Origin of the sequence: Vibrio sp. HB236076 (assembly GCF_040957575.1) — a bacterium.
In the GTDB taxonomy this organism is placed as follows: Bacteria; Pseudomonadota; Gammaproteobacteria; order Enterobacterales; family Vibrionaceae; genus Vibrio.
The window spans coordinates 726,610-750,598 of record NZ_CP162601.1 but is presented as its reverse complement, the minus strand read 5'-3'; the positions used below and the strand labels follow the sequence as shown (position 1 = coordinate 750,598).

Below are 23,989 nucleotides of genomic sequence, written 5' to 3'. Positions count from 1 at the left end.
TTATACCTCTGCTAAATCGCCGTAACGCTGCAACCAAGCACGGCGATCATCGGCGCGCTTTTTACCGAGCAGCATATCCATCATGTCCATCGTTGCTTGCGCATCATCGACCGTCAGTTGCACCAAACGGCGCGTATTCGGATCCATGGTGGTTTCGCGCAATTGCATCGGGTTCATCTCACCCAAGCCTTTAAAGCGTTGAACATTAATCTTGGCTTTTTTCTTACTGAGGCGATCTAAGATGCCTTCTTTTTCTTGCTCATCGAGGGCGTAAAACACTTCTTTACCGCAGTCAATTCGATACAGCGGTGGCATGGCAACATAAATGTGCCCTGCTTCAACTAGCGCGCGAAAATGACGGGTAAACAACGCACACAACAACGTCGCGATATGCAGTCCATCTGAGTCCGCATCGGCCAAAATACAGATTTTGCCGTAACGCAAACTGTCTAAATTGTCGTTGTCAGGATCAATGCCTAAGGCCACTGAAATATCGTGGACTTCTTGTGACGCAAGCACTTGATCCGCTGACACTTCCCAAGTGTTGAGGATTTTCCCGCGCAGTGGCATAACGGCCTGAAACTCGCGGTCTCGAGCCTGCTTAGCACTGCCTCCTGCCGAATCTCCCTCGACAAAGAAAATTTCGGTTTTGTTCAGATCTTGCAAGGAACAATCGGTCAGCTTACCTGGAAGCGCCGGCCCTGAGGCCACTTTTTTACGCACCACTTTTTTGCTGGCACGCATGCGACGGTGCGCATTGGCAATGCAAGATTCTGCTAACAATTCTGCGATCTGAGGGCGCTCGTTTAACCATAAGCTAAACGCGTCTTTCACCACACCAGAGACAAACGCGGCGGTTTGCCTTGATGACAACCGCTCTTTGGTTTGACCGGCAAATTGCGGGTCTTGAATTTTGACCGATAAGACGTAAGAGCAGCGCTCAAAAATATCTTCCCCGGTCAATTTAACGCCGCGCGGCAGTAAATTGCGAAACTCACAAAACTCGCGCATCGCATCGAGTAACCCCTGGCGCAGGCCGTTGACATGGGTCCCCCCTTGCGCGGTCGGGATGAGGTTAACATAGCTTTCGGTGATCATATCACCGCCTTCAGGCTGCCAAATGACCGCCCAATTTGCCGCTTCGTTTTGCGATGAAAAATCCCCAGTAAAAGGCTCTTCAGGCAAAACTGGGTAGCCTTTTACGCCTTCAGCGAGGTAGTCCTTCAAGCCGTCTTCAAAGTACCAACGGTGCTCTTGGCCGTTCACTTTATCGCTAAACGTGATCTCAAGGCCTGGGCACAATACCGCCTTAGCACGCAAATTGTTGACCAAGCGGGTGACAGAAAAATTCGCCGAATCAAAGTATTGAGCGTCTGGCCAAAAATGGACACGGGTACCGCGATTGCGACGCCCACAGGTGCCAACCACGGTGAGATCTTGGACTTTCTCACCGTGTTCAAAGGCGATTTCGTACACTTCGCCATCGCGGCGTACGGTGACTTCCACACGCTTAGACAGGGCGTTAACCACCGAGATGCCTACCCCGTGTAAGCCGCCAGAAAATTGATAGTTTTTATTAGAGAATTTGCCGCCGGCGTGCAGTTTGCACAAAATTAGCTCCACCCCAGAGACTTGTTCCTCAGGGTGAATGTCCACCGGCATACCACGACCATCATCAATCACTTCAAGAGATTGGTCGGCATGAAGAATTACCTGCACTTTTGACGCGTGTCCGGCCAACGCTTCATCGACACTGTTATCGATGACTTCTTGCCCTAGGTGATTGGGCCGTGCAGTGTCTGTGTACATACCAGGTCTGCGACGCACTGGTTCAAGGCCATTAAGAACCTCAATGGCACCAGCATTATATTGTTCAGTCATAATACCGAGAGAGTCTCATTTTATTTATAATTGTACCAACCCAACCGCATTGATCAGGTTGGTATGAGGTCAAAACAGGCGGTTTCGCCTCGCTAAGGCACAGCAAAATACACAATTTAACTGTGACAGAACGATTGTTGAGGGAATATAGTCTGGAAGGTGAGTCTGTATGTCAAGTGATGGCGAAAAAACTCGCGTAGAACGTTTGTGCCATCACAGTAAAAATCGACACTCAGAGGGCCAAAAATTGGATAATCTCGCCGATATGGCGCTCAAAATTAACAAAACTGTGATCGCCTCCCTCTTCAATGGTTTGCTTGCACTTGGCGTACTTTTCCACCGCTTGGCGATAATCAAGAATTTCATCACCGGTCTGTTGCAGCAACCACGTCTGTTTGGGTTTCGCGACTTTGGCCACATCAAACGCTCTGAGTTCATCGACATGGCTTGACTCTAGCAGGTACTGCTCACCAGTATAGGGGTTGGTCTGCGGCCCGAGGTAGTCAGCCAACAACTCATAGGGACGCACCGCCGGATTGACCACCACCATAGGAACCTTGTGGCGAGATTGCGCCCAGGTCGCCCAGTAACCGCCCAGAGAACTGCCTATCATGCCAAGTTTGGCATCATCGCAAAACTGCCTCACCAGCATGTCGACCTGGAACGAGGCCATTTTGGGCAACGAGGCCAGTTGCGGTACGATCACCTGGATATCCGGACGGTGCTGTCGGCAATATTGCTCGACAAGCTGCGCTTTGTGCGACGCTGGCGAGCTGTTAAACCCGTGCCAATAGATTAACACTGACGGTTTACTCATTAATAGCCTCCAGAAGAAAAGTCAGGCAAAAACAGCCCATCCGACAACCGATGCACCTCACTCGTCACTAGACCGTCGGCGTGCAGCGATAAGGTTCGCCACCCCGGCGAGCGATTGTCGAGGGCAAAGTCTTTGGAGTTGGGTTTAAATTGCACACACGTTGACGGTGAGGTCATCACTTGTACGTCTTGATAAACCAACTGACTCTCTTGATGAACGTGCCCGGTTAATACCGCGCATACTTGACCATGTTGTTCAATGACTTGCCAAAATTGCTCACTGTATTTCAGGGCGTGCTCGTCGAGCCATTCACTGCCCACGTGCAGCGGGTGATGATGCAGCACCACTAAAGCATGGCGCTGAGGATGTTCACTCAGGCATTGCTGCAGATAATCAAGCTGTCCCTGACTCAGTTGCCCGTATGGCACACCAACCACTTGTGAATCGAGTAACACAATTTGCCAATTGTCGCCTAGCAACAACTGTGAGTGCTTTAACACTGGGTCTGAGGGCGTCAGCGCTTTCATAACCGGCTGGTCGTCGTGATTACCTGGCAACCAAAAGCACGGCGTCTGAAATGGCTTTATCCCATCGAGGAAGCGACGATAAGACGCTTCACTGTGATCTTGTGAAATATCTCCCGTGGCCAATATATAATCAAAATGCTCACCTTTTGCTTCAATGGCCTCCACCACCGCGGAAAAACTCTGTGCGGTAGGCACGCTCAGTAAATCGGCGTTCGAGTCGGCAAACAAATGGGTGTCGGTTATTTGCAGTAGGCGAATCACATCGCGCTGCGTATCATCCTCAAAAGGCACTTTCAACTTCAAAATCCTGATAATCTTGTAAACGGTGCGGTAACGTCTGTGTTCAATTAAAGGTAATAGGCACGCGACTGATACCACTGCGCAAGCAAAAAGTCAGCCACTCACCCAAAAACAAGTTTATTTGATGTTTTTCATCGGGTTGCATTAGTCTTCGGTTGGGATAGTCGTATTTCGCTTGTACCCTTCCCACATCACCACTGGAAAACACTTCAGCGACTCTTGCATCGTGATAAAGCCTGACAGACATTGTCGGCAATGGAAAGGTTACATTGCTATCACTCTGACATATGTCCACAACCGTGGTGTATTTTGTGACTTCTCTCACTGTTAATTGATAAAGAATATCAATCGCTTGATAACAGCGTACATCATCGACTTGCGGCGAGTTAGGCAACAAGGCATTGAGCTTGGCGTAATTGGTTTCATAGACCCGCATCAAGCCGACAAAATCGACGTGGTATTTGGCCTTATTACTCGCCGAATTCATTGTTGCTCCTCTAACCATTGTTGTCTAAGTTGCGCGTGATTGAGCATCAACCATTGCAAGGCAATAATCGAGGCACCATTTTCAATGCGACCCGACTGCACCCACTGATAAGCCTGCTCACGACTGACGGTAAAAACGCGAATGTCTTCATCTTCACAGTCTAAACCATGAATGCCGCCTGCGCCTGTGGCATCGACACAACCGACAAAGACGCTCAGTTTTTCCGAGCAGCCACCAGACGAGGGATAATAACAACAAATGGGGGTGAGTTCGCCAACCTCAAGTCCCGCCTCTTCTTGCGCTTCACGACGGGCAACTTGCTCTGGGCTTTCCCCTTCGTCTAACATGCCCGCAACGATCTCATACTGCCAAGGCGAGTGACTTTCCAAAGCGCCAACGCGAATTTGCTCGAGCAATACCACTTGGTCATTAACCGGGTCATAGGGCAACAGCGCGGCGGCGTGGCCACGTACACTCAATTCTCGCTCAACAACATCGCTCCACCCACCGCGAAACAACCGGTGACGAAAGCGGTATTTGACCATGTGAAAGAAACCGGAAAACACCGTTTCTTTCGCTTGGATATCAACATCATTGACATCAAAGCTTGCTTTTTCTTTGCGAAAATTCGACATGTTAACCCCTTCTTAACTGCTGGCCGTCTAGTGTAACGGCAGTTTCACTTTAGCTCCAATGTCGAACCGTCATTTTTTTCGATTTCAGCCATGGATAAAACCTGTTAATGAGAAAAAAGTCATCGCGTTAGCCCTTTGAGATAAAAACCCCAAAGCGCCGTTCGCCCCGTGATTTGACAACCGACAGGGCCGATTGAAGCCCACCCGAAACATCGAATTAAACCCATTGCCTATTTGCATCATTGGGTGTAAAAAAGATAATCTTTTGAATCATTCATCGCCCATTTGCGGTAAACTACTACAAACTTAAGTCTTATAAACGGCAGGAATTAACCATGAGAAAGCTGCTTCCACTCGTCATCAGTGCCGCCCTAGGCAGTGTCGTCACCACTTCTGCTTGGGCTGAATCACTTGCACAGATTTATGACCTGGCTAAGCAAAACGATCCCACTTTACTCGGCGCAAAAGCCGACCGCGATCAAGCATTTGAAGCAATCAATTCATCGCGCAGCAGCTTGTTACCACAAATCGATTTGGATGCGGGTTACGATGTCGAGCGCAGTGATTTTTCGTCTTTGCGCAGTGATGCGTTAACCGCCGGAGTCTCGTTGACTCAAGCCTTATACGACCCATCGTCTTGGGTGGCGCTTGACAGCAGTGAAAAATTGGCGCGCCAACAAGACGCCAGCTATGCTTCCGCTCAGCAAGACTTAATCATTCGCGTTGCCCAGGCGTATTTTGATATTTTAGAAGCCGAAGACAATTTGAGTTTTGTTCGCGCTGAGAAAAAAGCGGTCTACCGCCAACTGGATCAAATCAAACAGCGTTTTGAAGTGGGCCTGACCGCGATCACCGATGTTCACGACGCCCAGGCGCAATACGACAGCGTACTCGCCGATGAAGTGCAAGCGCAAAACACCTTGACCAACAGTTACGAAGCCTTGCGTGAAATCACCGGTCAAGAACCCAACAAGCTCAGCAAACTCGACACACAACGCTTTAGTGCCACCAAACCGGCGACCGATTTGACCGCCCTGCTCAAGGATGCAGAAACCAAAAACTTAAGCCTATTGTCCGCGCGCATTGCCCAAGACATCGCTAAAGACGACATCAAATCGGCCAAAACCGGCCACTTGCCAACCTTGAACTTCACCGCTGATTACGACTACACCGATCAACAAAATAGCGATGCAAGCTACTTTGGCTCTCGTAACGAGTTGGCGTTTGGTCTGGATCTCAACGTGCCATTGTACTCCGGCGGCAATACCACGTCGTTGGTGAAACAAGCGGAATACGCCTATGTATCTACCAGTCAAACGCTTGAGAAAACCTATCGCAGTGTGGTGAAAAACGTGCACGCGTTTAACAACAACATCACCGGCGCCATCGGCTCAATTCGCGCTTATCAGCAGTCAGTGATCTCAGCGAAATCCGCACTAGAAGCGACCGAAGCCGGCTACGAAGTGGGGACTCGCACCATTGTCGATGTGCTCGATGCCACGCAAACCTTGTACGATGCGCGCTCTAACCTGTCGAGTGCTCGCTATGACTACATCATGAGTGTACTAGAGCTTCGTCAAGCAGTCGGGACCTTAAGCGAACAAGACGTACTCGATATCAGCGCTGGATTGATTGATTGATTAAGAGAAAACCATCCGCCCAAAAAAATGCCAGCAAACGCTGGCATTATTGTTTTTCACTCAAGTAAACACTCGTTGGGGCGTATTGGGATTACCCCTTCTCGCCCCCTTTGATGGCCGCAATGATTTCAGAGGTCGAGCAGCCTTCTTCAAAGTTGAGTACTTTGACTTCGCCACCGGCTTCGATCACTTCTTTGCCACCGGCGATCTCTTCGGGGCGGTAATCGCCACCTTTGACCAATAAATCCGGTAACACGGAGGCAATTAAGCGCTGAGGCGTTTGCTCGTTAAAAGGCACCACCCAGTCGACCGCGCCAAGGCCAGCCAATACCGCCATGCGTCGGTCCGTTGGGTTGACCGGGCGCCCTGGGCCTTTGAGCTGCTTTACTGATTCATCGGTGTTGACCGCCACAATCAAACGGTCACCGAGCTCGGCGGCGTGATTGAGGTAAGAAACGTGGCCGGCGTGTAAAATGTCAAAACACCCATTGGTCATCACCACTTTCTCACCTTTGGCTTGCGCCACTTTCACCGCATCGATGAGCGCTTTTTCGCTGATCACACCATAGTCTGTATCTTTCGCGCCATGGATAGCCTCGGCCAACTCGATGGTCGAAACGGTTGACGTGCCGAGCTTACCCACCACCACACCAGCGGCGGCATTGGCCAGTACACAGGCTTCTTCAAACGATTTCCCGGCGGCAATCGACGCGGCCAAGGTGGAAATCACCGTATCGCCAGCCCCCGTAACGTCGTAGACTTCTTTGGCTTGTGTTGGCAGGTGGAAAGGCTTAGCGTTGCGGCGCAATAAGGTCATACCGTGTTCGCTGCGCGTCACCAATAGCGCCTCAAGATCGTATTGTTCAATCAGGGCCAAGCCTTTTTCGATCAGATCCTCTTCGCTACGGACTTTTCCTGCGACCATTTCAAACTCGAGCAGGTTTGGCGTCAACAAGGTCGCCCCGCGATAAGGCTCAAAATCCGCGCCTTTCGGGTCGATGAGCACCGGCACATTGGCCGCTTTGGCACATTGAATGTAGCTCTGGACGTGCTCTAAGGCCCCTTTGGCATAATCAGAGAAAATCACCGCTTTTACGTCAGCGAGTTTGGCTTTCATGCGGTCGGTCACCAACTTGGGGTCGGTACCTTGGAATTTGTCTTCAAAGTCGAGGCGGATCAATTGCTGTCCGCGACTCATTACTCGCAATTTGGTGATCGTCGGATAGTCATCGAGCGCAATAAAATCACAATCCACCTTAAGTGCCGATAGCGTTTGACTCAGCACCTCGGCAGGCTCGTCATTTCCGGTTAGGCCAATTAAATGAGATTGCGCGCCTAACGAAGCAATGTTCATCGCGACATTAGCCGCACCGCCAGGACGCTCTTCGTTGTTTTCCACTTTCACCACAGGCACCGGCGCTTCAGGAGAGATACGCCCTGTCGGACCATACCAGTAGCGATCTAACATCACATCGCCAACAATCAAAACACCTGCTTGTTTATAATCAGGTAAAATGGGTTTCATCTAAGGTCTCCAACATGAGAAATTGGCCAGAGTGTAACACAGCTCAGCCGTTACGGTAACTCGTCAAACCACGCATTCCAAGCCTCGATGACCCACTGGCGTTGCTCAGCGAATTTGTCGGGAGCGACGTCGGTCGACAAATCGAGTAAGTTGCGACGGTGGATTTCATTTCTCATCGTCGTATACGCGCTGATCAACTGCTGCGCTTGGTGCTCGGCCACTAACCCTTCACTGGCCAAACTTTCAAAAATACGCACATTGTCAGACCAAGTGGCAAGGCTAGGATACTGGCAGCTGAAGCGTAAGACCAAATACTGGGCTAAAAATTCAATGTCGGTGATACCGCCTTGATCTTGCTTGAGCATAAAGCGACCGGTTTTTTTATTGGCCAGATGCGAACGCATTTTTTTCCTCATCTCATACACCGCCGTGCGCAGCGCGTCGCCGTCTCGAGGCAAGGACAATACTTGACGCCGTACTTGCTCAAACTGTTCACGCAGCGGCGAGTGACCATAAACCACTCGAGAGCGAACCATGGCTTGGTGCTCCCAAGTCCAGGCCTCTTGTTGCTGGTACTCGGCAAAAGATTCAATCGGTGACACAAGCAGCCCAGACGCTCCCGATGGTCTCAACCGCATATCGACTTCGTAAAGTACACCAGAAGGGGTTCGCGTCGAGAACAAATGGACAATGCGCTGAGCCAAACGCAAATAAAACTGACGACTGTCGATGCGTTTCACCCCGCTGGTTTCACTACTGCTCGGGCAATCGTGAATAAACACCAGATCGAGATCGGAGTGGTAACCAAGCTCCCAGCCGCCGACTTTGCCATAGCCCACGACAGCAAAACCGCGCGATTGCCCCTCGTGTAATGACAAGTGTTGCGGCTCACCGTATTTCTCTTTGACCTGAAGCCAAGCTTGCGCGACCACCGCCTCAATCACCGCTTCTGCTAGATAGGTTAAGTGATCGCTGACCTTCATGACCGATAACGCGCCCGCGACATCGGCGGCGGCAATCCGCAGCATACAAATTTGCTTAAACTGACGCAGCCCTTCCATTTGCTGCTCCATGTCATCTTCCGGGATGCGTGCCATAAAGTCGCGCAGCTCCGAGTGATAACAATCAAGCGCAACCGGAATATAAAGCTGCTGAGGGTCGATAAGCTCATCGAGCAAAATGGGATAACGCGCCAACTGCTCAGAGATCATCGGACTGGCCGTACAAAGGCGCACCAACTGCTTAAGCGCCATCGGGTGCTCATCGAGTAACTCGAGGTAGGTGGTTCGGGTCACAATTTGTCGCAGTAAGTGCAGTACGCGCGCCAGGCCAAACGGCGCCTCTGGATGAGCGAAGACTTGTTCAAACACCTTGGGCATTAAGCGATTGAGCACTTCTCGGCCACGTGGTCCCAAGGTTTTTTTATTGATGTCTTGTTGAAAATGGATCAAGTCGTCACACAACGCCTCTTGATGTACCGGTTCGCATAAAGACGACAATACCAAATGTAAGGCATCGCGGTGCTCGACCTGATGCCAAAGCTCGGCGTAGACCTCTTCGACCTCGTCTTCTGTCGCTTCGTGACTGTCGCCAATCAAACCGTCGAAAATGTCGTGTACTTGCTGCATGTGAGCCTGAATATCGGCATACAGTGCCGGCCAATCTTCGCAGCCCATGACCCAGGCAAGACGAGTTTGGTCTTGCTCGTTGTCGGGCAGGGTCTGAGTTTGTTTATCATCGATTGCTTGCATCACATTTTCTAAGCGGCGTAAAAACAGGTACGCGGCTTTTAATTGGCTGACTTCTTGCGCCGCCAATAGCTGCAATTCTTCAATGGCCGATAAGGTTGCCAATAGCCCGCGCTGACACAAAGACGGCTCACGACCGCCGCGGATCAGTTGAAAGACCTGAGCAATAAATTCAATTTCACGGATGCCACCCGCGCCGAGTTTGATGTTATTGGTCAAACCGCGTCGACGCACTTCCGCGCGGATCATACTTTTCATCCGTCGCAGTGACTGGATGGCACTAAAGTCGATGTAACGACGAAAGACAAACGGGCGTAACATCGTTTGCAATTCTAGGTAGTGTTCGCTGTCGGTTTGCCCCATCGCCCGAGCTTTCACCATCGCATAGCGCTCCCAATCCCGACCTTGCTCTTGATAGTAATCTTCTAAGGCAGCAAAGCTCATCACCAAGGGGCCGCTCTCTCCAAATGGCCGCAAACGCATATCAACTCGATAACAAAACCCGTCTACCGTGTGTTGATCAAGCGATTTGATGATCCTTTGCCCCAAGCGAGTGAAAAATTGCGCATTGGCCAAAGCGCGTCGCGCACCTTGGGTTTCACCGTTTTCAGGATAAGTGAAAATCAGATCGATATCAGAAGAAAAATTCAGCTCTCCCCCGCCGAGTTTGCCCATGCCGATGATCAGCATAGGTTGGGCTTCGCCCTTGGCATTACAAGGCGTGCCCCACAATTGACAACACAACTGATATTGCCAGTGATAGGTTTCAATGATCATCGCCTCAGCCAGTTGCGACAAATGCGATAAACTCTCCGGCACGCTCCAAGATGCCATCACATCTCGCCAAGCAATGTAGACCATTTCACGACGGCGAAACTCGCGTAACACGGTCATCCCTTGTGCTTCGTCGCGACAGTCGTTTAACGCCGTGGCTAACGCGCGGCGATACTGGCTTTTTCGCTCGCTGTCTTCCAGCATCGTGGGCAACGCGGCTCGCAGATGCGCATCACGAGCGAGCGCTTCCGTGACAAAATCACTGACCGCCACAACGCATTCGAGCTCGTGTTGACGCGACTTCGGAAAAGAAAAATCGTCACACTGCTCAGAGATGACGTCAAGGTTGCGTAAAGCATACGCGGCGAGTTTGGCTGGAAATGACATAAACCACCTTTAAACAGGCCCGCGATGGCGGGCCGTAATACATCACACTTGGAAAGATTGGATTTTGCTATCGAGCTGTTCGGTATTGTTGTGCATGGTTTCTGAGCTTTCGTGAAGTTCACTCATCACGGTCACCGAGGCTTCCACTAAACCGCGGACATTGGTTAAATTGGCGTTCATCTCTTCAGCCACAGTGCTTTGCTGGCTCGCGGCAGAAGCGATTTGGAAGTTCATATCATTGATGTCTTGAACTTGTATCACGATGCTATCGAGCTCAGACCCAGCCTGAGTGACCAACGCCACTCCCTCGGCGGTTTCTACCACGCTTTTTTCCATTAAGGTTACGGCATTCACGGTGCTGCTTTGCAACTGACCAATCATGGCTTGAATTTCCACTGTGGCATCTTGGGTGCGTTTGGCAAGGTTGCGCACTTCATCGGCAACCACAGCAAAACCGCGCCCCGCTTCTCCGGCCCTAGCGGCTTCAATCGCGGCATTGAGCGCCAACAAGTTCGTTTGTTCAGAAATGCTTTGGATGGTTCCCACCATGCTGCCGATCTGCTCAACGCGTTGTTGAACTTCTTCCACCACTTGAGCAGAGGAAGCAATGTCCCCCGATAAGGCGTTCATTTTTGCCACCGTATCTCGTAAGAACTGCTGGCCTTGAGCCGCTTGTGAAGCCGCGCTTTCAGTGATCGATGACGCATTGCCCGCATTGCTTGCCACGGTTTGTACCGTCGAGCTCATTTCGCTCATTGCGGTGGCCAGTTGGTCAATTTCACTAAACTCTTCTTGGGCCGATGATTTGGCCTCGACCATGCAAATCGTCATCACTTCACTTAAGTCCATCAATTCTTTCGAGGCATCGGCTTGTAAGCGAATCATGTCTTGCAGTTGCAGGCGCGAAGTTTCTAGCGCTTTGGCTAAGTCGCCGTACTCGTCTTTACAAACCAGTGAAATCGGTTGAGACAAATTTTTCTCAGCGAGGCGGTCGATGGCGGCGGTCAGATAACGGATTTGTTTAAGCATAACGCGAGCCGTGCCCATTAATATTACCCAAAAGGCAAGAATAAGCGCCGCGGTTTGCCATGCCACTCGCACTAAATACTGGTGGTAATGGGCTTTCGCCACTTCGACACTTTGCGTGGCAGACAGCAGCGCCTGGTAAAAGGTCTCGGCATCCCACAACTGTTTCAAAACAATCATAATGGTGCTACCGAGCATCAAAATAATCATTTTAGGCACCAAGCGGACATCACTGACCACTCTTTCCCATGGCTTAAAAACCACTTTTTCCATTTCCATCTCCAATCCGCTTTTTATTGTTATCGCTGTTATATCGCTAAAGACAAGGTTGTATTGTTGTTGACTTAAGAAGGGGGGAGTCAATGTGGCTCCCGCTTGCCAAGTCAGCACATTAAGCCAAATAACCCTATGGTTGTAGGGGAATTTTACGTGCTTGGCAGTATAACAAAGTCATCTACTATGAAATGAGTCAGCAAAAGTAAATTGAGTAATTTAAGACAAAAAGCGCTTGAAGTGTGATTTAAATCAAAAAATTAATTGGGTTACATGCAACAAAAAAGGGCATCACTGCCCTTTTTAATGCTAGCTTATCACGCGCGTGAGGCGCTTGGCTTTATTGCCAATAAGGCTGCGCGGATTTCGCCATGCTGAGGGTTTGCTCCATTGCGTGTAAAATCGAGCTTTGCTTGCGGATCAGCCAACGCGCTAATTGCTCTTTTTCGTCGCCTTCTAAATGCTCCTTAAAGTGCTCAACTTGTTCGAGCAACAACAAATCGTCGATGCCGTGGATCAAATCGGCCCAAGGCAAACGAAAACTGTTGCGCTCTTCGCTGTCATAAAGCGCGGCAAAACTAAACCCCGTATAGAGATTGCGTTGTAAGCGGTATTTTTGATCGATAAAAGCTTGAGCGCTCATCGGAGCGTCATCGGCAAAGGTGTCTTGTAATTCAAGCCACAATTTCTGCAGTTGTTTTTGGGAATACTCCGTAACCGGGCGGTTCATTTTCTCTTTGGCTTTATCGTCTAAAAACGGTTGCCAACCGCGCGACAGTACCCAACGACTCAAATCTAGCAGCAAACCGGTATAGCGCCCACAGGTCAACAGTTGCACCACCTCATCTTCCGTCGGCAGGGTGTCAAAGCGCTCATTGAGAAGCGCCAGCAACACCTTGCGCCCATCGAGCTTTCTCAATTTGTGGCCTTTATCATCGACCAGAGCATGCAATTGAGCGTGTTGTTCAACCCAGGCGAGCTCATCTTCAAGCCATTTGACTTCTTGACGAAGCAATACACTCGCGCGCCTCGGTACTCGGTTGCCATAGGTAGAAAATATTTGCCGAATAAAAGTTAAGGCATGCAGTACTTGATGCAGGGCTTGAACGTCACGCTGAGCCATATACACCTGCTCGTGGTATTGCCAATGGGCCAACGCGTGCTCTAACGACTGAATAAAGCTCAACTCCACCGAATCGTCCGCGTCGACATCCACCACATCGAGCTCGTAGGGTTTATCGCCGGGGTAGTCGAACGCCAAGCGATAGCCGCGCGCCGCTTTGCTCAAGTTACCCAGGCGCATACCACCGCCTTCACTCAGGGTGCGCGCCAAAGTGAACAAGGCTTCGGTTTGGCCCGAGCGCAGCTCCAGTTCAACTTCACAAATCGGTTCGCGCTTGTCTTTGGCAATCACTTCGCCTTGATCAAACGCCACTTCAATTTGACTGCCGTCAGGCAAAGCGACGAGCCATTGTTCGCGGGTAAAGTTGGTCTCAAACAAAGGCGTTAACTGCGCTTCGAGTTCTTCGACGCTCTTGCCGACCGGCCAAATATCATCGGGGTGCAAATCGAGCTTAGGCACGTCTGAGTCGTGCTCAGCGTTGTATTCTGGCCTTTGGTGTAAGCCAGCCACAACACGGCCAGCGGTCTTAACAGTCTGAACAAACACATCGTCGAAACGACGAATGCGCAAGCCGATATCGTGTTGGCGAAGCCAGGTATCGGCCGTATCAAAATAGAGGTTGCCGAGTTCTCGGCGGCTGTGCTGAAGCACTTTGTTTTCAGAAATCTTTGCCAATAAAACATCTGAAAATTCAGGAGAAACAAAAAACTTCAGTTCTATTTCGGTTTCCATAATGGTCCCTTAACAAGCGATTAGCCACAGGATATTGCTTAAGCGTCGTCGGGGCAAGTGTCATTTATCACACAGGGGATCAAGTAAAACAGTTTTCATGCGTCTAGTAATGGGTTAACATGCGCGCCGTCGTAGCTTGAGCTTAACATTTCATCACTGAAAGGTGATATGATACTCGTCAGGTTATAGTAACTAGGTCAAAAGAGCATGCCAATGAATACCATTATGGGATTGTTTGCAAAGTCCCCGATCCAACCGCTACAACGTCATATTGTTTGTGTTAACGAATGTTGTTCACACTTAATGACTTTTTTTGAAGTCAGCGTCACCGGTGACTGGGAAAAAGCCGAAGAAATTCGCGCCCAAATCAACCACCTTGAGCGAGAAGCCGATGTGCTAAAGCGTGAAATCCGCCTCACTCTGCCGCGCGGACTTTTCTTGCCAGTTGATCGCACAGACATGCTCGAACTGCTCACCCAACAAGACAAACTGGCCAACTTAGCCAAAGATGTCTCAGGGCGAGTCTTTGGACGTCAGTTAATCATTCCCCCAACGATGCAAGAAGACTTTCTCGCCTATGTTCAACGCTGCTTAGACGCCGCGAACCAAGCGCAAAAAGTGATCAACGAGCTCGATGAATTACTCGAAACCGGATTCAGAGGTCGAGAGCTCACCATCGTCGCGGACATGATTAACGAACTCGATCGTATCGAGGATGATACGGATACCATGCAAGTCGGACTGCGCCAGCAACTAATGAAACTGGAAAATGAAATGAACCCTATCGATGTCATTTTCTTGTATAAGATTTTTGAATGGGTGGGCGCAATTGCCGATCAAGCGCAACGCGTAGGCGCGCGATTGGAAGTCATGCTTTCTCGTTCATAGTATTGAGCCCAATTGACGGGTTTTCATACGACGAACGTAGGCAATGTTAACACTTGGTCAGAAAATGTTTCGGCCGGGCGTAGATTGTCATTTGGTAAAATCGATCAGCGCTATCGCTCAACCTTATCTCGGTAAATGAATAAGGCGCAGAATGTGTCCTCTGCTCCTTTTGCTTAATTCCCGAGTCAAGCTTGGCCATTAGCCGGTATCGATAGTAGTAAACATTTAGGTAATACGATGGATATCCTCGCAAATTACGGTACGGTTCTGATTATTGTTGCAGCCGTATTTGGTTTTTTAATGGCTATTGGTATTGGTGCCAATGACGTTGCTAACGCTATGGGCACCTCCGTGGGCTCGAAAGCGCTTACGGTCAAACAAGCGATTTTTATCGCGATGATTTTTGAGTTTGCCGGGGCCTACCTCGCCGGTGGTGAAGTGACTGACACGATTCGCAAAGGCGTAATCGAAACCTCATTATTTACCCAAAACCCCGAAGTATTGGTCTATGGCATGATGTCAGCCTTGTTGGCGGCAGGGACTTGGCTACTGTTGGCGTCATACATGGGCTGGCCGGTCTCAACCACCCACTCTATTATCGGAGCTATCATAGGCTTTGCCTGTGTGTCCGTCGGTACTCACGCGGTCGACTGGCATTCTGTGCAAAGCATTGTCGGTAGTTGGGTGATCACGCCTTTTATTTCTGGCCTGTTCGCTTATTTTATCTTTATTAGTGCGCAAAAGCTGATCTTTGACACAGAGCGTCCTTTGCAAAATGCCAAGCGTTATGTACCGGTCTACATGTTTATCACCACCATAGTGATTGCGCTTGTGACCATCAAAAAGGGCTTAACGCACTTGGGCTTACACATCAGTACTGCCGAAGCTTGGGGCATTTCAATCGCGCTATCGGCTCTAGTGATGCTCGGCGGCTACCTTTACATTCAAAAGCGCTTTGCTCACCGCGAAGAAGAACGCAACTTCTCGGGCGTTGAAAGCATTTTTAGCGTTTTGATGGTGATCACCGCGTGTGCTATGGCGTTTGCTCATGGCTCGAACGATGTGGCCAACGCCATTGGGCCTTTGTCTGCCGTGGTCGCCACCGTAGATAACCTAGGGCAAATTGCCGCGCAAAGCAGCATCGCGTGGTGGATATTGCCTTTGGGTGGCATTGGTATTGTCGTTGGCCTTGCAACCATGGGGCATCGCGTGATGGCAACGGTCGGCACCGGCATTACAGAATTGACCCCAAGCCGAGGCTTTGCCGCGCAATTGGCTACCGCGTCAACCGTGGTACTGGCATCCGGTACTGGTTTGCCCATCTCAACCACGCAAACCCTCGTTGGTGCCGTATTGGGGGTTGGCTTTGCTCGTGGTATCGGTGCACTTAACCTTGGCGTCGTTCGCAATATCGTTGCCTCGTGGATCATCACCTTACCAGCCGGCGCCTTGTTAGCGGTCTTATTCTACTACGCGATGGTTGCGGTATTTGGAGCCTAATCGCCGAAAATCTGTTCATTTGACCGGCAATTCTGTTAAATGAATGTCATGTTTTTCTGAAAATCGTCATAAGGGAGGCTTTGCCTCCCTTCTTTGTTGCACCTCGGGGCGAAAGTTTTTACTATGCAATAAATGTTACCAATCTCACCGAATGGCCTGTCTGGCTAGCCAGATGAAACACTCAACGACATCAGATTGGTACCACACCTTAAACCCCGACTAAATTGCTAAAGGATTTACCGTGAAAAAACTGATTGGCATGATTCTCTTATCCATGCTGGCTATTCCAGCCGCACTGGCTCAGGATTACTATATCTCTGATGACTTATTTACTTACATGCACTCAGGCCCAACCAACAACTATCGCATTATCGGCAGTGTCAATGCTGGTGAAAAGGTACAACTGATTTCGAGCAATAAAGAAACTGGTTTTACCCAAATTGTTGACGGTAAAGGCCGCAAAGGCTGGGTGCAGAGCAAATTCATCAGCGGTAATGAAAGCATCGCAATTCGCTTACCTCGCGTCGAAAAAGAGCTGGAAAAAGTCAAATCACAACTGGCCAATGCGCGAAAGAATGCCGATGTTGAGAAAGCCGGTTTGGTCGAATCTCTCGACACTCGCAATCAACAGATCTCTGAACTGGAAACCAAATTCAATGAGATTAACCAACAATTGATTGCTGCCCAATCGGACAATCGCCAACTGCGCGCGCGTTTGGACACCCAAAAAGACGATCTATTGCTCAAGTATTTTACTTACGGCGGTGGTGTTGCGGGCGGCGGGTTACTACTCGGTCTTATTTTGCCTCACCTTATTCCACGTCGTAAAAAGTCCCCTTCTGGTTGGGCTTAATCGTTCGCTTTGAGATGGCGCTTTTGCACTAGCCCTCTTCTGTACGTAAACAGACGCCGAAGCAAATCATAAAAAATGGCACTCATTGAGTGCCATTTTTTGTGTGATTGGTTTAGAAAACAGCGCGCCACTCGCCGCCCTGACCAAACTGACCCGCCATGCGGTTAACCTTGCCAATCAAACAGGGCGGGAATTTCGATACGCTGCTGCTCAAAACTGACGATCACCGATTGAGGGCGAATGGCCTCAAGTCGAACGCCATCGGCTATCTCATCCCCCTGATGATACTCCTCACCATTGACTCTTACCCAGCGCTTGTCGTTGCGGCTGGAGTAGATATGAGTTTGAAAATCCATCGCCGGTAGTTTCCCCCGCCATTGACTGCGCTCAATATCCAGCTGACTGACGCTTTCCCCCTCTTCGCCCGCCGAGGCACTCTGTGGCTGAGGGGCTGGGCTATGGTCTGACAACGCCGCTTGCACCTGGTAAGCCAAATCGTCGGGCAGAGAAGAAAGATCGATCTCATTGAGGGACAAATCGCTGCGCTCAGAAGCTTGGCTAATTTGCGTGCTTTGTGAGCTCACCGGCTTGCCCAAGCTCTCTTCACTGACTTGAGGAGCCAACGTCACTGAAGACGGCGTGACAGTCGACTCTGACCCCGCGGCGTCATTGGACACGTCTTGCACATCGCCAGGCTCGTCGACATCGGTTGCCTTCACGCCTTGCTCATCCGCGGCGCCGAACGCATGGCGCTCGTAGCCGGGCTTTCTCGGTAACGGCGACAAGGTCTGAGGTTCTATCGGCGCCACCACGCGAAGCGAAGCTTGTGCTATCGTACGCGTTTTTACCACCGGCTCAGGGAGATCCAGCGGGCTAAGTTGCCACCACTGATAGGCAAATACACCAACCGGTATCACCGCCAATAATGTCAGTATGCCGCGCATATTTGAATTTGACATCGCCATTACGCCCCCTCCTTATTCGCATGCTGTAAGGCCGCTTGAGAGTTCAAAGGCGTGCTCATGGCTTGTAACGACGGGGCTTGCGGCGCCGCGATATCTTGTAGGCGCGATAAGGTCGCCGGCCCTGCAACGCCATCGACACTCATGCCTTGCCATTGCTGAAACAGCTTGACGCGCTGCGCTAAGTTATCGTCAAAGAGTACATCACTTGCCTGGCCATCATGAAAGGGCGCCTGTTTTAAAGCGCGCGCTAAGAGCGTATCCAGCAACGCCACCTCTGGCCCTTGCATACCGAGTTTTAACGTGTTCTGTAACGGTCGATAGAGCAAGCTTATCACCTCGCCCTGCCAATACTCATCGAGCCAGGCTTTGGGCATCGCGACTTGTTGATTGCCGATTTGCATTAACACCTGCTCGCGATTCACTCCAACTAATAAGGCGTAGCGACTGAGATGGTCATCATTAAGCACCAGCACCACTGGCCGGTTGCGCTGCTCGATTTGCGTTAAGTCCAACGTGTGGCGCTGACATTGAAAAGCGCGTTGCTCCTCTGGTAAACACAACCCTGCGCTGCCGTCGGCATGATACCCCCAAATGCGATACAGTTGCTCAACACTGCGCGCTTGTTGTCGCTCCGCCAACAACACATTGCGCTGTTCACTGGTCAGGTGTTGCTGCTTGACCACTTGCTCTATCACCTCTGGCGGCGGTGTTGGAAAAAAGCGTTCAATCCAACTCGGCGCATAAACATACACCGACGCACTGAGAATAAGGCTGCCCACGCTACAAAACGCCAAAACCGAGCGCGTCGATATCACCCATTGATCGCGATTAACCTGACGAGTTAGCCCGCCATCCCCATCATGTACAGAGCGAGTGGTGACGTGAGGCTGCTGATAAATAGTGGCTTGAAACGCCATCACACTCTGGCACGCTTGTTCCACTCGTGTTAAATCAAGCGCTTTATCACCATCTTGATAAGCCAGTTGCAAGGTTTTATCGGCGATTAAATTGATCAAACGCGGAATACCATGACTGTACTCAGCGATCATTTTCGCCGCTTTGATAGTAAAAAGTGGCTCACTTGCCCCAGCGGTGTGTAAGCGAAACTGCAAGTAATCATTAGTTTCATCGGCGTTGAGCGGCAACAAGTGATAACGACCTGTGATGCGCTGTGCCAATTGTCGCAACGCCGTGGTTTGCAGGCGCTGTTGTAATTCGGGCTGACCGACGAGCAATACCTTTAATAGCCGGTGCTTATCATTGTCTAAATTGGTCAGCAACCTCAACTGCTCAAGCACGTCAGCTGATAAGTGCTGCGCTTCATCGATCACCAACAAGGTTTTTTTCCCCTGCGAGGCATTGTGCTCTAAAAAGCGTTTGAGCAATTGATGGAGCGTTTTTTGCGTGGCATTCACCGCGTACTCAAGGCCGAACTCGTCACACAAGGTCTCGAGAAGCTCACTGCGCTCTAACGTGGGCGTTAATAAAAACACCGCTTGTGTGTTGGCATCTAAACTCGCCAATAAGGATTTCGCGATGGTCGTTTTACCGGTCCCGACCTCTCCGGTGAGCATCGCCACTCCCCCCGCATCATCCAAACCGTGTTGCAAGTGGGTAATCGCCTCTTGATGGCGTTGACTCAAAAAGAAATAACGAGCGGTCGGAACAATCGAAAACGGCCGCTCTTTTAAGTCAAAAAACTCTAAATACATAGTGATTCCAATTAAAGGTTCCCTTCCCTTGTCAGGGATATACGTGAGAAACTACCATTGCCAATGATAAAGTCCAGCGTGTTAGACAAGTTAAGGGGGAAAAGTGCAAGTTTATTTAGTCGGCGGAGCGGTTCGCGATCAACTGCTCGGAAAAGAAGTCGCAGATAAAGACTATGTCGTAGTCGGCAGTTCACCTGAAGAAATGCTCGCCCTTGGCTATACCGCTGTCGGGAAAAGCTTCCCTGTCTTTTTGCACCCTAAGAGTAAACAAGAATACGCATTGGCCAGAATTGAACGCAAGAACGGCGTGGGCTACACCGGATTTGACTGCTACTTTGCCAAGGATGTCACCCTTGAGCAGGATTTATCACGGCGAGACTTAACCATCAATGCGATGGCCATCGACGAGCATGGGCAAATTTACGATCCCTATCAAGGCCAGCAAGACTTAAACGCTCGAAAACTGCGCCACGTCTCTGATGCCTTTGTCGAAGATCCATTGCGTGTCTTGCGCGTGGCCCGCTTTTACGCCACTTTAGCGCCTTTTCACTTTACCATCGCCGCGCCAACACAAGCGCTGATGACCGCCATGAGTGCCTCTGGTGAGCTATCGAGTTTACCGGCAGAACGCGTTTGGCAAGAGTGGCAAAAAGCCTTAGCCAGCGATAAGCCCGGTCATTTCGTGCGTGCGTTAAGCGATTGCCAAGCCTTATTTGCTCTCACGGCGTTAACCGAGGATGAGGCCCGCTGTATTGGCCAGCGTCTCGATTTGGCAGCCCAAACGTGCCCCTCTTTACCGTGGCGACTGGCATTAGGACTTGGCGCATTGGCCACGCCTCACTGGCAATCCTTGGTGCAAACGCTCAAAGTGCCTCGTGAGTACTGTGATGCGTTGATGATCATCGACAAACTGAACCAATACCAAACCGAGTACGCCAAGCCAGCGCAACACCGAGACAGTGACGCCTTTTTTCAATTGTGTCAGGGGGTTGATGCATGGCGAAAAAGCGAGCGACTGCTGACTGGGCTGGCGCATTTTTGTGCGTTTCAGATGCTGCCCACACCGTGGCTTGATCGCCACCGTCAGGCGTTACACGCCGCATTGAGCATTGATGTTCAAGATATTATCGCCACTGGGGTAAAAGGCGCCGCGATCAAGGACGCTCTCAATCAACAGCGCCAGCAAGCGATCGAGACGGCGCTCTTAAGCCCGCGTTAACGGCACGTGAGATCAGATAAATGAGCGCCTAAGATCAATCAAGCGCTACCGACACCACCTGTAAACTGGGGTTGGCTGGTAGGGTCTTCGCTATCTCGCCGATGGTGCGCCCATCACCGGGGATAATTAAGTCACTTTGCAGCTCTTGCAAGGGATAAATGACAAAGTCATAGCAAAAGACATCTGGCCTTGGCAAGGTCACCGGTTGCTCGCACACGGTATCGCCATAGAGCAAAATGTCTAAATCCAAACAGCGGCTTTGGTTCTTTTGCGGCTGTGACGGCCTTCCCCAACGCACTTCGATGTCGCGCAATTGTTGTTTGAGCGTGGCAAGTGATAAATGGGTGTCCAGGGCGATCACATAATTGTAAAAGAGCGGGCCATCAAACCCTTGCGCCTCACATTGATACACAGAAGAAGCGCGTCGCCCCTGACCAAACTTCGCCAACTCACGCCATGCGATTTGCACATGGCGTACCGGCTCAATGTTACTGCCTACCCCGATATAAACTCGGGTGTGAGGGCCACTCATTGCTGACCGCGTTCTATCACAACCCCTACCGACGTCGCCTTGGCAACCGCGCCTGGTTTGGCAAGGCGGATTTTGACCCAAGGCACAGAGAACCGACTCATGATAAGCTCGGCGACTTCTTCGGCCACGCGTTCAACCAATAAAAAGCGACCGCCTTCAATGTGATCAATCACCGCTTGACTCACGGTGGCGTAATCCAGTGCTTGTTCAACGTTATCGCTGTGGCCGGCAGGACGGTTGTCATGCGCCATCTCAATATCTAACACCAGTTTTTGTTGTATGGTTTGTTCCCAATCGTACACGCCGATCGTGGTAATAACGGTCAAACCTTCGATAAATACTTTGTCCAATGACATGTGAAATCCCTGTAGAGGTCGGATACCCAATTGGGCTGAAACCATCGTATTATGGTAAGGTTCACGTTATGATTGCAACCCTGTGCATGAGATTTACTTGTCAGCTTGGCTGAATGTTCAAAATGAAGTCAACAATCGACGAAATTTCAGGGCTCACACGAAAGTTAAGCAATTCCAAACGCACAATATTCAAGTTCAGTCACCATAAAAAGGACAAACGATGGATGCCACCACACTCGTGATGATGATAGCAGCCTACTTGCTCGGCTCGGTATCCAGTGCCGTGCTCATCTGTCGTGCCTTTCACTTACCCGATCCCAGAAATGTCGGCTCCCACAACCCAGGCGCCACCAATGTGATGCGCAGCGGCGGTAAAAAAATCGCGGCGGCCGTGCTGATTTTCGATATGCTCAAAGGCACGATCCCGGTTTGGGGCAGTTACTTTCTCGGCGTCGATACGCTCTACCTAGGCCTGATTGCCATTGCGGCCTGCTTGGGACATATGTACCCGATCTTCTTTCACTTTCGCGGCGGAAAAGGAGTGGCAACCGCACTGGGTGCCATTGCCCCGATAGGGTTGGATCTCACGGCGCTCTTAATGGCGACCTGGCTGTGCGTGGCTTGGCTCTTTCGCTATTCCTCTTTAGCGGCGATTGTCACCGTGTTGCTCGCCCCTCTGTATACCTGGACCTTTAAGCCCCACTATACCTTGCCAGTAAGCATGTTGTGCTGCTTGATCATTTTGCGCCACCACAAAAACATCCGCCGTCTGTGGTCGGGCCAAGAGCCCAAAATTGGCCACAAGTCGTCATCGTCAGAGTAGTACCAAACTGATTAAGTAGGTGCTCAATGACAGCGCGGGGATAAGCTTACTGCCAACAAAAAACCGCGGTATTTCACCGCGGTTTTGTCGTTGCGTGTCGCCAAAGCGTTATGATTGAGACGCGGCGTTTAATGGGGGCAGCTCATCAATCGGCCAACGCGGACGCGCCTGCACCGATAAATCCGCCACATCGCCATTTTTCAACCGCTGCATGCCGGCATAGGCGATCATGGCCCCGTTATCAGTACAAAACTCGGTACGCGGGTAAAAAACCTCGCCACCGATTTTGTCGGCCAACTGGGCAAGCTCGGCGCGCAAACGTCGATTGGCACTGACACCGCCCGCCATCACAATCCGCTTTAAGCCCGTTTGCTCTAGAGCGCGGCGGCATTTAATCGCCAGAGTTGCACACACTGCCTCTTCAAAGGCCAACGCAATGTCGGCGTGCGTTTGCTCATCATCGCCATTGGCCGCGATGGTATTGGCGGTAAACGTCTTGAGCCCAGAAAAGCTCATATCAAGCCCAGGTCTGTCGGTCATTGGACGCGGAAACTTAAAACGCCCTGGTGTGCCCTGTTCGGCAAGCTTTGATAACAACGGGCCGCCTGGGTAATCCAAGCCCATTAATTTCGCTGTTTTATCAAAGGCTTCGCCAGCAGCATCGTCTATCGATTCGCCTAAAATGGTGTATTCACCAATGCCGCGAACTTCGACGATCATCGAGTGTCCCCCCGATACCAACACCGCCACAAAGGGAAACTCTGGCGCTGTATCTTCGAGCATTGGCGCCAACAAATGCCCTTCCATGTGATGGACAGGCACCGCCGGTACCCCCCAGGCAAACGCCAAACTGCGGCCAATCGTGGCCCCCACCAATAAGGCGCCGACTAACCCAGGCCCAGCCGTATAGGCAATGCCGTCGATGTCATCTTTGGTCAAGTTGGCTTCTGTGAGCGCGGCCTTGATCAAAGGAATGGTTTTTTTGACGTGATCGCGCGAAGCCAGCTCAGGGACCACCCCGCCATAATCGGCGTGCAACTTAACTTGGCTGTATAACTGATGCGCTAATAACCCTTTTTCATCATCGTAGATGGCAATGCCCGTTTCATCGCAAGATGTTTCAATCCCAATTATGCGCATGCTATTCTCTGTTTGTACTCAACTTAAAAATTGACGCTATATTAACGTGCATTGTCGTGGTAAACAAATTTTGTACAGACAATAAACGACAAAAGGCTTTACAAAGGCCATCAAATCGGATTAAAA

General features: G+C 50.6%; 20 protein-coding genes. 6 read left to right on the top strand and 14 right to left on the bottom strand.

Translation table 11 applies throughout. The annotated features are described in order from the left end of the window. The 5 genes from parE to nudF all read right to left on the bottom strand — a co-directional run bounded on the left by parE (position 1) and on the right by nudF (position 4,647). Entirely contained in the window at positions 1-1,881 is a 1,881-nt protein-coding gene (gene parE, locus AB0763_RS03340) for a DNA topoisomerase IV subunit B (protein ID WP_306101135.1), read from the bottom strand. Positions 1,882-2,113: 232 nt separating this feature from the next. Beyond that, complete coding sequence (gene yqiA, locus AB0763_RS03335) at positions 2,114-2,698, bottom strand: esterase YqiA (protein WP_306101134.1); 585 nt, start codon at positions 2,696-2,698, stop codon at positions 2,114-2,116. Further along, on the bottom strand, positions 2,698-3,516 hold the full coding sequence (gene cpdA, locus AB0763_RS03330; RefSeq protein WP_306101247.1) for a 3',5'-cyclic-AMP phosphodiesterase: 819 nt from the start codon (positions 3,514-3,516) through the stop codon (positions 2,698-2,700). The genes yqiA and cpdA overlap by 1 nt, the downstream gene beginning before the upstream one ends. A 52-nt stretch (positions 3,517-3,568) precedes the next feature. Beyond that, a complete protein-coding gene (locus tag AB0763_RS03325) occupies positions 3,569-4,012 on the bottom strand; it encodes a DUF1249 family protein (RefSeq protein WP_306101133.1) in 444 nt (147 codons plus the stop codon). Next, positions 4,009-4,647, bottom strand: coding sequence for an ADP-ribose diphosphatase (nudF, locus tag AB0763_RS03320; protein WP_306101132.1), 639 nt, complete (start codon positions 4,645-4,647; stop codon positions 4,009-4,011). The genes AB0763_RS03325 and nudF overlap by 4 nt, the downstream gene beginning before the upstream one ends. A 335-nt stretch (positions 4,648-4,982) precedes the next feature. On the opposite strand from nudF, the gene tolC reads away from it, so the two are divergent. Beyond that, positions 4,983-6,287: an outer membrane channel protein TolC gene (tolC, locus tag AB0763_RS03315; protein WP_306101131.1), complete on the top strand. Its 1,305-nt coding sequence runs from the start codon at positions 4,983-4,985 to the stop codon at positions 6,285-6,287. 91 nt (positions 6,288-6,378) lie between these two features. Here the strand turns inward: tolC and hldE are convergent, their stop codons facing one another. From hldE to AB0763_RS03295, 4 genes are all read right to left on the bottom strand, one after another. Further along, positions 6,379-7,812: a bifunctional D-glycero-beta-D-manno-heptose-7-phosphate kinase/D-glycero-beta-D-manno-heptose 1-phosphate adenylyltransferase HldE gene (gene hldE, locus AB0763_RS03310; RefSeq protein ID WP_306101130.1), complete on the bottom strand. Its 1,434-nt coding sequence runs from the start codon at positions 7,810-7,812 to the stop codon at positions 6,379-6,381. Positions 7,813-7,862: 50 nt separating this feature from the next. Then, a complete protein-coding gene (gene glnE / locus AB0763_RS03305) occupies positions 7,863-10,721 on the bottom strand; it encodes a bifunctional [glutamate--ammonia ligase]-adenylyl-L-tyrosine phosphorylase/[glutamate--ammonia-ligase] adenylyltransferase (protein ID WP_306101129.1) in 2,859 nt (952 codons plus the stop codon). A 42-nt stretch (positions 10,722-10,763) separates the two neighbouring features. Next, positions 10,764-12,020 carry a methyl-accepting chemotaxis protein gene (locus AB0763_RS03300; RefSeq protein ID WP_306101128.1) on the bottom strand — a complete coding sequence of 419 codons (1,257 nt, stop codon included), beginning with the start codon at positions 12,018-12,020 and terminating at the stop codon, positions 10,764-10,766. 340 nt (positions 12,021-12,360) lie between these two features. Then, on the bottom strand, positions 12,361-13,875 hold the full coding sequence (locus AB0763_RS03295; protein ID WP_306101127.1) for an inorganic triphosphatase: 1,515 nt from the start codon (positions 13,873-13,875) through the stop codon (positions 12,361-12,363). 207 nt (positions 13,876-14,082) lie between these two features. Here AB0763_RS03295 and AB0763_RS03290 point away from each other — a divergent pair, with 207 nt between their 5' ends. The 3 genes from AB0763_RS03290 to AB0763_RS03280 all read left to right on the top strand — a co-directional run bounded on the left by AB0763_RS03290 (position 14,083) and on the right by AB0763_RS03280 (position 17,116). Next, a complete protein-coding gene (locus AB0763_RS03290; protein WP_306101126.1) occupies positions 14,083-14,763 on the top strand; it encodes a TIGR00153 family protein in 681 nt (226 codons plus the stop codon). Between the two features lie 237 nt (positions 14,764-15,000). Continuing rightward, positions 15,001-16,263 carry an inorganic phosphate transporter gene (locus tag AB0763_RS03285; protein WP_306101125.1) on the top strand — a complete coding sequence of 421 codons (1,263 nt, stop codon included), beginning with the start codon at positions 15,001-15,003 and terminating at the stop codon, positions 16,261-16,263. Positions 16,264-16,504: 241 nt separating this feature from the next. Further along, a complete protein-coding gene (locus AB0763_RS03280) occupies positions 16,505-17,116 on the top strand; it encodes a TIGR04211 family SH3 domain-containing protein (protein WP_306101124.1) in 612 nt (203 codons plus the stop codon). 164 nt (positions 17,117-17,280) lie between these two features. Here AB0763_RS03280 and AB0763_RS03275 read toward each other — a convergent pair whose 3' ends face one another. Both AB0763_RS03275 and AB0763_RS03270 read right to left on the bottom strand, forming a co-directional pair. Further along, positions 17,281-18,081 carry a general secretion pathway protein GspB gene (locus AB0763_RS03275; RefSeq protein WP_306101123.1) on the bottom strand — a complete coding sequence of 267 codons (801 nt, stop codon included), beginning with the start codon at positions 18,079-18,081 and terminating at the stop codon, positions 17,281-17,283. Then, on the bottom strand, positions 18,081-19,793 hold the full coding sequence (locus AB0763_RS03270; protein WP_306101122.1) for an ExeA family protein: 1,713 nt from the start codon (positions 19,791-19,793) through the stop codon (positions 18,081-18,083). Before AB0763_RS03270 ends, AB0763_RS03275 begins: the two co-directional genes overlap by 1 nt. 103 nt (positions 19,794-19,896) lie before the next feature. On the opposite strand from AB0763_RS03270, the gene cca reads away from it, so the two are divergent. Beyond that, on the top strand, positions 19,897-21,012 hold the full coding sequence (gene cca / locus AB0763_RS03265) for a multifunctional CCA tRNA nucleotidyl transferase/2'3'-cyclic phosphodiesterase/2'nucleotidase/phosphatase (RefSeq protein ID WP_306101121.1): 1,116 nt from the start codon (positions 19,897-19,899) through the stop codon (positions 21,010-21,012). 34 nt (positions 21,013-21,046) lie between these two features. Here the strand turns inward: cca and folK are convergent, their stop codons facing one another. Both folK and folB read right to left on the bottom strand, forming a co-directional pair. After that, positions 21,047-21,544, bottom strand: coding sequence for a 2-amino-4-hydroxy-6-hydroxymethyldihydropteridine diphosphokinase (folK, locus tag AB0763_RS03260; RefSeq protein WP_306101120.1), 498 nt, complete (start codon positions 21,542-21,544; stop codon positions 21,047-21,049). Further along, positions 21,541-21,900 (bottom strand): bifunctional dihydroneopterin aldolase/7,8-dihydroneopterin epimerase, encoded by a 360-nt coding sequence (gene folB / locus AB0763_RS03255; protein ID WP_306101119.1) that lies wholly within the window; start codon positions 21,898-21,900, stop codon positions 21,541-21,543. Before folB ends, folK begins: the two co-directional genes overlap by 4 nt. A gap of 220 nt (positions 21,901-22,120) precedes the next feature. Between folB and plsY the strand changes: the two genes are divergently transcribed. After that, positions 22,121-22,723, top strand: a complete 603-nt coding sequence (gene plsY / locus AB0763_RS03250; RefSeq protein ID WP_306101118.1) for a glycerol-3-phosphate 1-O-acyltransferase PlsY — start codon at positions 22,121-22,123, stop codon at positions 22,721-22,723. 108 nt (positions 22,724-22,831) lie between these two features. Here the strand turns inward: plsY and tsaD are convergent, their stop codons facing one another. Further along, on the bottom strand, positions 22,832-23,863 hold the full coding sequence (tsaD, locus tag AB0763_RS03245) for a tRNA (adenosine(37)-N6)-threonylcarbamoyltransferase complex transferase subunit TsaD (RefSeq protein ID WP_306101117.1): 1,032 nt from the start codon (positions 23,861-23,863) through the stop codon (positions 22,832-22,834). Between the last annotated feature and the right edge of the window lie 126 nt (positions 23,864-23,989).